This is a genomic window from Streptomyces sp. WI03-4A (assembly GCF_033792105.1).
Taxonomy (GTDB): Bacteria; Actinomycetota; Actinomycetes; order Streptomycetales; family Streptomycetaceae; genus Streptomyces; species Streptomyces collinus_A.
Genome location: NZ_JARAUO010000006.1, coordinates 210290 through 223728 on the forward strand (window position 1 = coordinate 210290; position 13439 = coordinate 223728).

At 73.3% G+C, this 13439-nt stretch carries 12 protein-coding genes; 6 read left to right on the plus strand and 6 right to left on the minus strand.

What is annotated here, in order from left to right:
- Positions 1-74: 74 nt before the first annotated feature.
- Genes PV343_RS09925 through PV343_RS09935 form a run of 3 tightly spaced genes read left to right on the plus strand, consistent with a single transcriptional unit; the run spans position 75 to position 3299 of the window.
- Positions 75-455 (plus strand): hypothetical protein, encoded by a 381-nt coding sequence (locus PV343_RS09925; RefSeq protein WP_319146458.1) that lies wholly within the window; start codon positions 75-77, stop codon positions 453-455.
- A complete protein-coding gene (locus PV343_RS09930) occupies positions 452-919 on the plus strand; it encodes a peroxiredoxin (protein ID WP_319146459.1) in 468 nt (155 codons plus the stop codon). Before PV343_RS09925 ends, PV343_RS09930 begins: the two co-directional genes overlap by 4 nt.
- A gap of 52 nt (positions 920-971) precedes the next feature.
- Positions 972-3299 (plus strand): SpoIIE family protein phosphatase, encoded by a 2328-nt coding sequence (locus tag PV343_RS09935; protein ID WP_319146460.1) that lies wholly within the window; start codon positions 972-974, stop codon positions 3297-3299.
- Here the strand turns inward: PV343_RS09935 and PV343_RS09940 are convergent, their stop codons facing one another.
- From PV343_RS09940 to PV343_RS09950, 3 genes are all read right to left on the minus strand, one after another.
- Positions 3300-3734, minus strand: a complete 435-nt coding sequence (locus PV343_RS09940; RefSeq protein WP_319146461.1) for a cupin domain-containing protein — start codon at positions 3732-3734, stop codon at positions 3300-3302.
- Between the two features lie 139 nt (positions 3735-3873).
- On the minus strand, positions 3874-4485 hold the full coding sequence (locus PV343_RS09945) for a DNA polymerase ligase N-terminal domain-containing protein (RefSeq protein WP_319146462.1): 612 nt from the start codon (positions 4483-4485) through the stop codon (positions 3874-3876).
- A 57-nt stretch (positions 4486-4542) separates the two neighbouring features.
- Positions 4543-5406: an oxidoreductase gene (locus tag PV343_RS09950; RefSeq protein ID WP_319146463.1), complete on the minus strand. Its 864-nt coding sequence runs from the start codon at positions 5404-5406 to the stop codon at positions 4543-4545.
- A gap of 163 nt (positions 5407-5569) precedes the next feature.
- Between PV343_RS09950 and PV343_RS09955 the strand changes: the two genes are divergently transcribed.
- Positions 5570-6445 carry a helix-turn-helix transcriptional regulator gene (locus PV343_RS09955; protein WP_319146464.1) on the plus strand — a complete coding sequence of 292 codons (876 nt, stop codon included), beginning with the start codon at positions 5570-5572 and terminating at the stop codon, positions 6443-6445.
- A 65-nt stretch (positions 6446-6510) separates the two neighbouring features.
- On the opposite strand, the gene PV343_RS09960 is transcribed toward PV343_RS09955, so the two are convergent.
- Positions 6511-7002, minus strand: a complete 492-nt coding sequence (locus tag PV343_RS09960) for a hypothetical protein (protein WP_319146465.1) — start codon at positions 7000-7002, stop codon at positions 6511-6513.
- A gap of 161 nt (positions 7003-7163) precedes the next feature.
- Here PV343_RS09960 and PV343_RS09965 point away from each other — a divergent pair, with 161 nt between their 5' ends.
- A complete protein-coding gene (locus PV343_RS09965) occupies positions 7164-8123 on the plus strand; it encodes a TauD/TfdA dioxygenase family protein (protein WP_319146513.1) in 960 nt (319 codons plus the stop codon).
- Position 8124: 1 nt separating this feature from the next.
- Here PV343_RS09965 and PV343_RS09970 read toward each other — a convergent pair whose 3' ends face one another.
- Both PV343_RS09970 and PV343_RS09975 read right to left on the minus strand, forming a co-directional pair.
- A complete protein-coding gene (locus tag PV343_RS09970; protein ID WP_319146467.1) occupies positions 8125-9162 on the minus strand; it encodes an LLM class flavin-dependent oxidoreductase in 1038 nt (345 codons plus the stop codon).
- 86 nt (positions 9163-9248) lie between these two features.
- Positions 9249-10751 (minus strand): metallophosphoesterase family protein, encoded by a 1503-nt coding sequence (locus PV343_RS09975; protein ID WP_319146468.1) that lies wholly within the window; start codon positions 10749-10751, stop codon positions 9249-9251.
- Between the two features lie 306 nt (positions 10752-11057).
- Between PV343_RS09975 and PV343_RS09980 the strand changes: the two genes are divergently transcribed.
- Entirely contained in the window at positions 11058-13424 is a 2367-nt protein-coding gene (locus tag PV343_RS09980; RefSeq protein ID WP_319146514.1) for a M4 family metallopeptidase, read from the plus strand.
- Positions 13425-13439 lie beyond the last annotated feature (15 nt).

Consider the following 13439-nt stretch of genomic DNA (forward strand, 5'->3'; position numbering starts at 1 on the left):
GAACGGCCCGGCACGTGTCCCCCGGCGGCCTACCGTCGAGTAATATCCGGCGGCAGGTCACCAGAGGAGGAACCGTGCCCCGGTCCGAACGCTCACCCCTGCTGCTCGCCGGCCTACTGGCCGCCGCGGGCGTCGCCCACTTCGCCGCCCCCCGCCAGTTCGACCACACGATCCCGAAGGCCCTGCCGGGCTCGCCCCGGACGTGGACGTACGGCAGCGGTGTCGTGGAGCTGGCGCTGGCGGCCGGCATCGCCTCCCGCCGGACACGGCCCGTGGCCGCGAAGGCGGCCGCGGCCTTCTTCGTCGGCGTCTTCCCGGCCAACGTCAAGATGGCCGTCGACTGGCGGCACCGGCCTGCCCCGCAGCGCAACGCGGCCCTGGCCCGGCTGCCCCTCCAGGTGCCCCTGGTGCTGTGGGCGCGCGGTGTCGCCCGCGGCGGGGAGGGACGGTCATGAGCGAGCGCGTCGAGGTCGGCCACCAGGTCGAGGACTTCGCCCTGCCGGACGAGACCGGCACCACCCGGCGGCTCACCGAGCTGCTGGCCGAGGGCCCGGTGGTGCTGTTCTTCTACCCCGCCGCCCTGACGCCGGGATGCACCGCCGAGGCCTGCCACTTCCGTGACCTCGCCGCGGAGTTCGCCGCCGTCGGCGCCCGCCCGGTCGGGATCAGCGGGGACGACGTGGACAAGCAGCGGGAATTCGCCGGCCGGCACACCCTCGGCATGCCGCTGCTGTCCGACGCGGACGGCGCGGTCCGCGAGCGGTTCGGGGTCAAGCGGGGCTTCACGCTCGCCCCGACCAAGCGGGTCACCTTCGTGATCGCCGAGGACCGTACCGTCCTGGAGGTCGTCCGCAGCGAGCTGCGGATGAACACCCACGCCGACCGCGCGCTGTCCGTCCTGCGGGCGCGAAAGCCCTGAGGCGGCGCCGCCGCGGTTGAGGCACCGGCCCGATCGGATCATCCTGGGGGCTATGGAGCGTCTCGCGGCCGCGGCGATCATCGATGCCCAGGGCAGGGTGACCGGGTGGAGCGAGGGCGCGCGACTGCTGACCGGCCACGCGGCGCACGAGGTCGTCGGCCGCCCGGCGGGCGACCTGCTCGCCGGGTACGTGCCCGCGGGTGCCCTCGCCGCCCGGACCGGGACCGTCGTCCTGCGGCACCGCGACGGCCACCCGGTCGAGCTGACCCTGACCGCCTGCCCGGTCCTCGGCCCCGACGGCGCGCCGGCCGGGCACGTCGTCACCGCCGAACCGCCCGGGACCATGGTGGCCGCCCAAGCCTTCGAACAGGCGTCCATGTCCATGTCGGTCTTCGACCTCCGCCAGCACTACGTACGTTCCAACAGCGCCGCGTGCCGGACGATGGGCGTGACCGAGGAGTCGCTGCTCGGCCGGTTCGTCCTGGAGACCGTGGGGGACGCCGGGGACAGCCAGGGATTCGTCAGCCACCTCCGTCAGGTCGCCGAGACCGGCAGCCCCGTCCGCTACGAGAGCACCGAGGTCCCCGCCCCGAACGGGGCGCACGCCTGGAGCATCGAGATGTGGCCGCTGCGCGACGGCTCCGGCGAGCTCACCGCCGTCGCCCTCGCCGCCTTCGACAGCAGCGAGCAGTACTGGGCCCGGCGTCGCCTCGCCCTGCTGAACGAGGCCGCCACCGGCATCGGCACCACCCTGGACGTGGTGCGCACCGCCGAGGAACTCGTAGAGCTGCTGGTGCCGCAGTACGCCGACTTCGCCAGCGTCGACCTGCTCGACTGGGTCCTCGGCGACGAGGAACCGCCGATGATCCCCGACGGCGGTGTCCTGCTGCGCCGCGTCGCCCACGGCTCCACCCGGCCGGGCAACCCGGGCGCGGCCGTGAACCTGGGCGAGACGGAGGTCTACCTGCCGCTCTCGCCCCCGGCCCGGGCCCTGCGCGAGGGCCGCGCCGTACTGGGCCAGGCCGGCGAGCCGACGTTCAACGACTGGCTCGCCGAGCGCAACGCGCGCTCGCCCGAGGGACGCCGCTTCCGCGAGGCCGTCCACTCCATGATCGCGGTGCCGCTGCGGGCCCGCGGCACCACCCTCGGCGTCGCGGTGTGCGTCCGCGCGGCCCACCCGGACAGCTACGCCCCCGACGACGCCGTCCTCGCCGAGGAACTCGCCAGCCGCGCCGCCGTCTGCGTCGACAACGCCCGCCGCTTCGCCCGCGAACGCAGCACCGCCCACGCCCTCCAGCACAGCCTGCTGCCCCGGGGACTGGCCCGGCAGGCAGCGGTCGACGTGGCCCACCGGTACCTGCCGTGCGGCTCGCTGGCCGGGATCGGCGGAGACTGGTTCGACGTCATCCCGCTCTCCGGCAGCCGGGTCGCCCTAGTCGTCGGCGACGTGGTCGGGCACGGCATCCGCTCCTCGGCCACCATGGGCCGGCTGCGCACCGCCGTGCGCACCCTCGCCGACGTCGACCTGTCCCCGGACGAACTCCTCACCCACCTCGACGACCTGGTCACCCACCTGGCCTCCGACGACAGCGGCGAGGAGGTCGCCGAACTCGGCGCGACCTGTCTCTACGCGGTCTACGACCCCGTCTCCCGCCGGCTCTGCACGGCCGCCGCCGGCCACCCGGCCCCGGTCCTCGTACTGCCCGGCGGCACACCCGAGTTCGTGCCCATGACCGCCGGACCGCCCCTCGGCGTCGGCGGACTGCCGTTCGAGGCCACGCAGATCCAGCTACCCGAGGGGTCGGTCGTCGCCCTCTTCACCGACGGTCTCGTCCAGGGCCGCGACCGCGACGCGGACCGGGCCACCGACGAACTGTGCCGCGCCCTCGGCGCACCGGCCGACTCCCTGGAGGCGCTCAGCGACAACGTCCTCAAGGCCGTCCTGCCCGAGCAGCCCACGGACGACGTCGCCCTCCTCCTGGTACGCACCCGCGCCCTCGGCGGCGATCGGGTCGCCACCTGGGACGTCCCGCCCGACCCCGCCCAGGTGGCCGCCTTCCGGCAGGCGGCCACCGAACGGCTGGCCGCCTGGGGCCTGGAGGAGATGGCGTTCGTCACGGAACTCGTCGTCAGCGAACTCGTCACCAACGCGATCCGCTACGGCGAACCGCCCATCCAGCTACGGCTGATCCGCGACCGCGCGCTCATCTGCGAGGTGTCCGACGCCAGTTCCACCTCACCGCACCTGCGGCGGGCGCACGCCTACGACGAGGGCGGACGCGGTCTGCTGCTCGTCGCCCAGCTCACCCAGCGCTGGGGCAGCCGGCAGACCGGCGGCGGCAAGACGATCTGGGCGGAACAGCCCCTGCCCGGAGGCTGATCACTGGAACGGGCATCCCGGGTTCGGCGCGTCCTCCGAGAACGGGGCGCCGTGCGGCAGCACGTAGAGGACGTCCAGGACGACCGGGGTGTCGCCCAGGTTGCGCCCGATGTGGACGTTGCCGGGACCGGCCGGCTCCTTGATCGGCGCGCCCTGCCGGTAGACGCCGTCCGAGGCGCAGCCGGAGTCGAAGTGGCTGAGGGTACCCCGCTTCACGACGCCGTACAGCGGACCGTCGTGGTAGTGCCAACCGGTGCTCTGACCGGGCGGGATGGTGATCTCCCGCAGGGTGTAGTCGGTGCCGCCGACGGTGGTCCGGCTGATGAGCCGTGCGGTCACGCCGGGCCCCGCCGGGGTGGCCCCCGCGGTGCCGCAGGTCAGGACGGTGGCGGCGGTCACGGCGCCGGTTATGGCGGTGCGGAGTGCGATGCGCATGCGGAAGCCTCCAGGAGCGCGGGCCGGTGTCGCCGCGAACATAGAGGCATCTCAGCCACGTCGGGGCCGGAACGTCGTGATCCGGATGCGGCCGGACGGGTGCCCGGCCCCCGGGGCGTCGGCGTCCCGGCGCCGCCCGTCACTCCCGTCGGTCGTCGGCCAGGACCTGGGCGAGGGTTCGGCCGGTGCGCACCGAGCGGGCCCGGCGCGGGTCCGGGGTGCCGTGCCCGGCCGTCCGGGCGGCGCCCTTGTGCACCAGCAGCCAGGCCTCCTCCTCGTCCGCGCCGCCGCGGAACCGGGTGAGCGCGTACTCGCCGTGCAGCTTGGAGCCGTGCAGCCGGAAGGAGGCGTGCCCCCGCTCCAGCGACTCCGCGAAGTCCACCGGGCGGCCCCGGCGGTCGTGGCTGAGCGGCTCGTACGTGCCGCGGTCCCAGACGATCACGGTGCCGCCGCCGTACTCGCCCTTCGGTATCACGCCCTCGAAGTCCTCGTACGCCAGCGGATGGTCCTCGGTGGGCACCGCCATCCGCTTGTCCCCGGGGTCCGCCGACGGACCCTTGGGCACGGCCCACGACTTGAGCACGTCGCCCACCTGGAGCCGGAAGTCGAAGTGCATCCGGCGCGCGTCGTGGATCTGCACCACGAACCGGGGCCGCTCGGCCGGGGCGGCCGCCGCGTTCCCCGACGGCTCGCGGGTCCGCTCGAAGTCGCGCTTGCCGCGGTAGGTCCGCAGCCGGTCGTCCGTGGCCACGTGCCGCTCCTTCCGTCCGTCTGCCCGAGGGCCCCGGGTACCCGGGCGGGCCGCCCCTCAGCCGCCGATCGCGTCCAGCTCCGCGACCGCGTCCGCCGGGAGGTCCAGCGCCGCGGCGGCGATGTTCTCCCGCAGGTGGTCGGGCGACGAGGTGCCCGGGATCAGCGCGATGTTCGGCGACCGCCGCAGCAGCCAGGCCAGGGCCACCTGCTGCGGAGAGGCGCCCAGCCGGGCGGCGACCTTGGACAGCGCCTCCGACTGCAGCGGGCCGAAACCGCCCAGCGGGAAGTACGGCACGAAGGCGATGCCCTCGGCGGCCGTGCGCGCGACCAGGTCGTCGTCCTCCCGGTGGGCCAGGTTGTACAGGTTCTGCACGGTCACCACGGGAGCGATCGCCCGCGCCTCGTCCAGCTGCGCCGCGGACGCCGCGCTGAGCCCCAGATGCCGGATCAGGCCCTGGCGCCGCAGGTCCGCCAGCGCCCCGAACTGCTCGGCCACGGAGTCCTCGTTCGGGGTGTCCATGTCGCCGAGCCGCAGATTGACCACGTCCAGCGCCTCCACACCCAGGCTCCGCAGGTTGTCGTGGACCTGCGCCCGCAGGTCGTGCGGGTGCCGGGAGACGATCCAGCCGCCGTCGGCGCCCCGCCGCGCCCCGACCTTGGTCACGATGTGCAGCCCGTCCGGGTAGGGGTGCAGGGCCTCCCTGATGATCTCGTTGACCACCACCGGCCCGTAGAAGTCGGCAGTGTCGATGTGGTTGACGCCCGCCTCCACCGCCGCGCGGAGCACCGCCACGGCGCGTGCCCGGTCCGCGGGCGGTCCGAACACGTGCGGACCGGCCAGCCGCATGGCGCCGTAGCCCATACGCGCCAGGGCCGGTCCGCCGGCCGGGGTGAAGGTGCCGCCGAGCTGTGCAGTCATGTCGTACCTCACGTACCTCTCGCGCTCTGCCGGGCCACCCGTTCCCCGGTGACCCGTCCTCGCTCTCCACGGTGCGCCGGACGGCCGCTCGGCGGCAGTGCCCCCGCGTTCCTGGGAGTGACAGGGCCAGTCACGGCCACCGCGACGGCCGTACGGTGGGGTCATGGACGGTACGAACGCGCTCGGCGAGTTCCTGCGCGCCCGCCGGGCGCAGGTCAGGCCCGAGGACGTGGGACTGCCAGGCTCGGGACTGCGCCGGGTGCCGGGGCTGCGCCGCGAGGAGGTCGCGATGCTCTCCGGCATCAGCTCCGACTACTACCTGCGCCTGGAGCAGGGCCGCGACCGCAATCCGTCCGCGCAGGTCCTGCGGTCCCTCGCCCGGGTGCTGAGGCTCGACGCCGGGGCCACCTCCTACCTCCTCGGACTGGCCCGGGAGCGGCCCGCGACGGCACCGGCCGGGACCCGGGCACGGGTTGGCGGCAGGCGGGAGCGGGTGCCGGAGAGCCTGCTGGGGCTGATCGACGGCTGGCCGCGCAACCCCGCCTACCTCCAGAACCGCTACACCGACTGCCTGGCCGCCAACTCCCTCGCCGGCGCCCTCACGCCGAACTACCGGCCCGGCGTCAACCTGCTGCGCGCCGTCTTCCTCGACCCGGCCGAGCGGGCCCTGCGCCGGGACTGGGAGGACCTCACCGAGGAGGGGGTGGCCGCCCTGCGCGCCCACGCCGGGCCCGACCCGGACGACGCGCGGCTGCGGGACCTGGTCGGCGACCTGTCCCTGCGCAGCGACCGCTTCCGGACGCTGTGGGCCCGGCACGACGTGCGGCCCCGGCGGGCCCGTACCAGCCACCTCAGCCATCCGCAGGTCGGCGACCTGGACCTGGAGTCCAACAAGCTCGCCGTCGAGGGCGCCGAGGGCCTGACGCTGGTCGTCTTCCACGCCCGGCCCGGCAGCCGCGACGCCGAACTCCTGGACATCCTCGGCAGCCTCAGCGCCTCCCGGCCCGGCGCCAGGCAGGAGCGGGTCGAGGAGGGGTAGCGCGCCGCGTGGCGGCCGCCGGGCTCATGGGTCGCCAGGCTTGAGTCGCCAGGCTTGCGTCGTGCTCAGGCGCCGTCGGGCAGCAGGGCCAGGAGCTGCTTCGTGTGGCCGGGCAGCTCCGTCTCCGCGAGCCCCGTCAGCAGGTCCCGCAGCGACAGCGGCTGGTCGACCAGCAGCGTGCCGTTGGACAGCAGCACGGTGGGCACCGGTGTGTCGAGTTCGGCCTCGCCGAGCGCGGGCCCGCCGAGCGTGCACAGCGCGTCCCCCTGGAGGCGGACGCGCTCGCGCAGCCCGACGTTGCCACCGGCGAGCGTGACGGTGCGGTCGATGGTCCAGGTGTCGAGCGCGAGGCGGTTGTCGTACGTCGTGCGGGCCCCCGAGGCGACGGCGGAGACGGCCGCGACGGTGGTGGCGGTGACGAGGGAGACGTGCGCCAGGATCCGGTCGGCGTCCCACTCACCGGCCGGGGGTACGGGGGCGGGTCCGGCGGAGCCGGCGACCGTGGCGGCGGCGTCGAGCAGCGCGCGGTAGGCGTCCCGGAGCGGGGTGGTGTCCATGGCGTCGGCCTCTTTCCCTCTTCGTCCCTGTGGTCCCACCTCGATTACGCAGGTGATTGCCTGCATATTGTCAACGGCGGCCCGGACGACGTCGCACCGGCGTTCTTCTGGGTAGGAATGGGGCGGTGGAGACGACGCGACGGACGAGCGGCGGAGTGCGCATGGCGGCGGACAAGGGCACGGACATCGAGGGCGTCGAAGTGCGGCCGGTGGCCGGGCACATCGGGGCGGAGATCACCGGCGTCGACCTGGCCGGACCGCTCGGGGACGCCGTCGTTTCCCTGATCAGGCAGACGGTGCTGCGCTGGAAGGTGGTGTTCTTCCGCGGCCAGCGCCTGGATCACGCCGGGCACGTCGCCTTCGCCCGCCGGTTCGGTGAACCGGTCGTGCCCGGCCGGCGCGGCAGCGCCTCACCGGCCGGCTTCCCCGAAGTGGAGACCACCGCCGACCGGCTGGAGCTGGGCGGGCGCTTCGGCATGGAACACGAGGAATGGCTCCAGCGCCGCCGGCACACCCTGCTGCGCGGCTGGCACTGCGACCACGGCGCCCGCGTGGACCCGCCGGCCGCGACCGTCCTGCGCGCGGAGACCGTGCCGCCCTACGGCGGCGACACCACCTGGGCCAACCTGGCCGCCGCCTACGCCGGGCTCTCCGCGCCCGTCCGCGCCTTCGTGGACGGCCTGCGCGCCGAGCACCGGCTCGGTGTCGGCTACCAGCCCCGGCCCGGCGACGACGCCTACCTCCGCCACCTGCTCGGCCACCAGGTCGCCTCCGTGCACCCGCTGGTCCGCGTCCACCCGGAGACCGGGGAACGCGTGCTCTTCGTCAACGGCTACTACCTGGAGCAGATCAGCGACGTCTCGAGGCCCGAGAGCGCGGCCCTGCTGGAGATGCTGCTCGAACAGGCCGTACGGCCCGAGTACACGGTCCGCTTCCGCTGGGAGCCCGGCAGCGTCGCCTTCTGGGACAACCGCGCCACCATCCACCTGGCCCCCGGCGACGGCGCCCACCTCGGCTCCCCGCGGATCATGCACCGGGTGATGCTCACGGGTGACGTGCCGGTGGGCGTGGACGGCAGGCCGTCCGAGCCGGTCACCGGCACCGAGGCGGGCCGCTGGTGAGTCAGCCGGCCGGCCGCCACCCCAGCGCGGGGCCCAGCCTGGTCGCCATGTCCGTCAGGATCTGCACGTAGTCCTCGTGCGCGAACGAGAACGGCAGGGCGAACGCGACCTCGTCGACCTCGCGGAACGCGGCGTCCGCGTGCAACCGCTCGGCGAGCTCGTCGGAGGTGCCGACCAGGTCGGGGGCGAACAGCAGCCGCGCCGGGCCCTGCGGAGAGGCGGTCCGGGGCAGGCGCTCGGCCGCGTACCGCTCGTACCTGGCCCGCTGCGCCGGGCTCGCGGAGTCGGTGGGGATCACCACCAGGCCCTGGGAGACGCGGGCCGCCTCCCCGTCGGGGTGGTGGGCGCGGAACGCGCGGATGTGGGAGAGCTGGATCCCCGCGAAGTCCGGCGGCCCTGCGGCGTCCTGCGGGCCCTCGGCCTTCACCACGCTGCTGGTCAGCAGGTTCATGCCGAGCTCGCCGGCCCGGCGCGCCGAGTCGAGGCTGCCGCCGCCGTACCACAGCCGGCCGCCGAGACCGGGGGAGTGCGGCTGGACCACGTCCGAGAACACCTCGAAGCCCTCCGTCCCGCTGAAGGCGGTGGCCGGCTTGCCGCGCACCAGGTCCAGCAGCCGCCGCAGCCGCTCGGGGCCGAAGTCCTCACGGTCCGCCGTGTCCGGGTAGAGGGCCTCGCGCACGTGCTCGAAGTGCATCGGCGGGCCCACGCTGACGCCGGGGTTCAGCCGGCCACCGGACAGGATGTCCACGGTCGCCAGGTCCTCGGCGAGCCGCAGCGGGTTCTCCCACCCCAGCGGGATCACCGCGGTGCCCAGCTCGATCCGCCGGGTGCGCTGGGAGGCGGCCGCCAGCACGGCGACCGGGGACGAGATGCCGTACTGGAGGTGCCGGTTGCGCACCCACGCGCTGTCGAACCCCAGCCGCTCGCCCAGCTCGATGATCTCCAGCGTGGACGCGTGACCCGGGCCCGGGTCGGACCCGTCGAACAGGCCGATGGTGAGGAAGCCCAGCCTGCGCAGCGGGCGGGGAGTGGACGGCACGGGCTCCTCCGGCGGTCGTACGGCGGTTCCGCCGGTTCCGGCGGCTCCGTCCCCGATTCTCGCAGCCGGATGTGACAACCGTGTGATCAGTTCAGCGGGATGGTGACCTCGTCCTCCACCGGCGGATCGATCTCCTGCTCCCGGTTGCCGGTGGCCGCGAAGCAGCGCAGCCGCACCGCGTCCGGGGTGACGTCCAGGCGCAGGAAGGACTTGAAGAACGGCGGGCTGTAGGTGGCCGAGCCGGGCGAGAACAGCTGGGTGTAGATCTTGCGCACCGGCAGCCGGAACCGGGAGGCGCGGTCCGGCCGGCCGCCGGCCCCCAGCAGGCTCGCGACGAGACGGGTGCGCCGGGTGACCCGGGCGTCCGGGCCGGGCGCCCTGCCGGGCTCGATGCCGAGCCGTTCGGCGACGACGGCCGTCGCCTCGGACTCGGTGAGGGTGAAGAAGCGGCGCAGCCGCGAGCGGTGGCCGTACACGCGGCTGTAGAAGGCCAGCGAGTCGCCGCGCAGCGGATAGCAGCGGAACTCCCGCTCGGTGACGTCTCCGACCGACACCCGCGGGATGGTGTGCGTGGCGTGCATGAACGCGCCGCCGCCGCCCGCCACCACGTACTGGACGGTGCGCCCGTCCACGTCGACCGGGTAGCGCTGGTAGTTGTGGATGTCACCGCCGATCGCGGCCACGTAGTGGTGGTCCGGGTCGCGCACGATGTCGTCGACCGTGCCGCCCCCTTCGACGGGGCAGGGGTGGTGCTCGCCGTCCACGTACAGCGGGGAGCCGGTGACCAGGATCTTCGGCCGGGGTCCCCGGGAGACCTCCCGCAGCCACGCGCCCTGTTCCGCGTCGATCGTGCCGAGCAGCCCGGTGTCGATGCCGACGATCCGCACCGGCCCGGCGTCGATCGCCCAGTAGGGGCCCGGCTGCACGGCCTGCTGTCCCGGCGCGGACCGCAACCGCCGTGCCTGCTCAAGGCGTTCCTCGTCGCCGGGGCGCGGCCGGTGCCAGAGCAGGGCGCGCCACCAGGCCCGGGTGAGCGGGCGGGGCGCGGGCTCCGAGCCGAGCGGCGCGGGGTCGGCGCAGAAGATGCGCATGAACGCGCCGAGGTCCTCGTACCAGTCGTGGTTGCCGGGTATCGCGTAGATCGGTGCCGGGTAGTCCTGGTACGGCCGGAAGAACTTGTCGCGGTAGTCGTCCGCGTGGCCCACCGGGTAGATGACGTCGCTCGCGATCACCGCGAACTCGGTGTCCTGACCGGCTTTCAGGAAGCCGGGCACCACGGCGTACTGGGACTCACCGCCCTCGCCGGTGTCCCCGACGACCATGAAGGAGAACCGGTCGGGCACCTCCCGCCGGATCACCCTGTCGGCGGGCGCCCCCGCCTCGGCCCGGCGCGCCACCCAGCGGCCGCGGGTCCGGCCGGTGGGGTCGCCGAACCACGACGCCAGCACACCGTTGCGGGCGGCCCACAGGATCCTGGGGTTCAGCCAGGACAGCCTCTCGACGTGGTCGGGCATCAACTGCCGGTAGACGCCCGGTCGGGAGCTTCCCCAGCCGGCGCCCTGCGCGGTATCGCGTGACGATTCAGACACGCGGTGCACGGTAACAACCGGCCTGTCCGAGACCCAATGGCCTGCCCCGCGGGCCGCGTTGCGGATCGGTCTCGGGGGCATAGGGAAAACCCTCGAATGCCCGTCAACTCGCTGACATGTGCGGGACAAAGCTGAAATCCTCCCCCCGCTACACAGCACCTCCCCATGTGCACACGGATCACGGTCCCCGCGCACAGCTCAGCTCGCCCCGGGCAGCACACCCGTCTGCCCGGGTCTGTCACCGGCCGCGACCCGGCGGCCGCAGCAGGAGGAGTACGAGTGAGACGTCTTCCCCACAGACGCGCCATGGTCGGAGCCGCACTGGTCTCCACCGCGGCCTTCCTCGCCGTCGGTATTCAGGCGGGCCCGGCCACGGCCAAGCCCGCAGGCCCCCACCCCAGCCCGCTCCGCAGCGGCGGCCTCGAGGCCAAGCTCACGCCCGCACAGCACTCGGCGCTGGTCAAGAGCGCCCAGTCGCGGACCGCGGCGACCGCCCGCACCCTCGGGCTCGGCGCCAAGGAGAAGCTGGTCGTCAGGGACGTCGTCAAGGACAACGACGGTACCCTGCACACCCGTTACGAGCGCACCTACGCGGGGCTGCCCGTCCTCGGTGGCGACCTGGTCGTGCACACCCCGCCGGCCTCCCTGGCCGCCGGCACCGTGAGCACGACCTTCAACAACAAGCACACGATCAAGGTCAGCTCCACCACCGCGACGTACACCAAGTCCGCCGCCGAGACCAAGGCGCTCAAGGCCGCCAAGGCGCTCGCCGGGTCCAAGGCCACCACCGACAGCGCCCGCAAGGTGATCTGGGCCGGCAACGGGACCCCGAAGCTCGCCTGGGAGACGGTGATCGGCGGCTTCCAGGACGACGGCACGCCCAGCCGGCTGCACGTCGTCACCGACGCCACCACCGGCAAGGAGCTGTACCGCTACCAGGCGATCGAGACCGGTGTCGGCAACACCCAGTACAGCGGCCAGGTCACGCTGACCACGACCCAGTCGGGCTCGACGTACACGCTGACCGACGGGACGCGCGGCGGTCACAAGACGTACAACCTGAACCGCGGCACCTCGGGCACCGGCACGCTGTTCTCGCAGACCAGCGACACCTGGGGCAACGGGACCACGTCCAACGCGGCCACCGCGGGTGCGGACGCCGCCTACGGCGCCCAGGAGACCTGGGACTTCTACAAGAACACCTTCGGCCGCAGCGGCATCAAGAACGACGGTGTCGGCGCCTACTCCCGCGTCCACTACGGCAACGCCTACGTGAACGCGTTCTGGGACGACAGCTGCTTCTGCATGACCTACGGCGACGGCTCCGCCAACGCCGACCCGCTGACCTCGCTCGACGTGGCCGGCCACGAGATGAGCCACGGTGTCACCTCCAACACCGCGGGGCTGGAGTACTCCGGGGAGTCCGGCGGCCTGAACGAGGCCACGTCCGACATCTTCGGCACCGGCGTGGAGTTCTACGCCAACAACAGCTCGGACCCCGGTGACTACCTCATCGGCGAGAAGATCGACATCAACGGCGACGGCTCCCCGCTGCGCTACATGGACAAGCCCAGCAAGGACGGCGGTTCCGCCGACAGCTGGTACTCCGGCGTCGGCAACCTGGACGTGCACTACTCCTCGGGTCCCGCCAACCACATGTTCTACCTGCTCTCCGAGGGCAGCGGCACCAAGGTCATCAACGGCGTGACCTACAACAGCCCGACCTCGGACGGCGTCGCCGTCACCGGCATCGGCCGGGCCGCCGCACTGCAGATCTGGTACAAGGCGCTGACGTCGTACATGACGTCCAGCACCAACTACGCCGCCGCCCGCACCGCGGCCCTGAACGCGGCCACCGCGCTCTACGGCGCCAACTCCACCCAGTACGCCGGAGTGGCCAACGCGTTCGCCGGCATCAACGTCGGCAGCCACGTCACCCCGCCGGGCAACGGCGTGACGGTGACCAACCCGGGCAACCAGTCCTCCAAGGTGGGGACCTCGGTCAGCCTGCAGGTCCAGGCGAGCAGCACGAACAGCGGCGCGCTCACCTACAGCGCCACCGGCCTGCCGGCCGGCCTGTCGATCAACAGCTCGACCGGCCTGATCTCCGGCACGCCCACCACGGCCGGCACCTCCAGCACCACGGTGACGGTGACCGACTCCACCGGCGCGACCGGCACCGCGAACTTCACCTGGACGGTCAGCACGACCGGCGGCGGATGCACGTCGACCCAGCTGCTGGCCAACCCCGGCTTCGAGTCGGGCAGCACCGGCTGGAGCGCGACCAGCGGTGTCATCACCACCGACACCGGTGAGGCGTCCCACGGCGGGTCCTACAAGGCATGGCTGGACGGCTACGGCTCCACGCACACCGACACCCTGTCCCAGTCGGTGACGATCCCCGCGGGCTGCAAGGCGACCCTGACCTTCTACCTGCACATCGACACCGCGGAGACCACCGCCAGCACCGCGTACGACAAGCTGACGGTGACCGCCGGTTCGAAGACCCTGGCCACCTACTCGAACCTGGACAAGGCCTCGGGCTACAGCCAGAAGTCCTTCGACCTGTCCTCCCTGGCGGGCTCGACCGTGACGCTGAAGTTCAACGGCGTCGAGGACTCCTCGCTCCAGACCAGCTTCGTCGTGGACGACACCGCCCTGACGACCGGCTGATGTGACACACCGCGG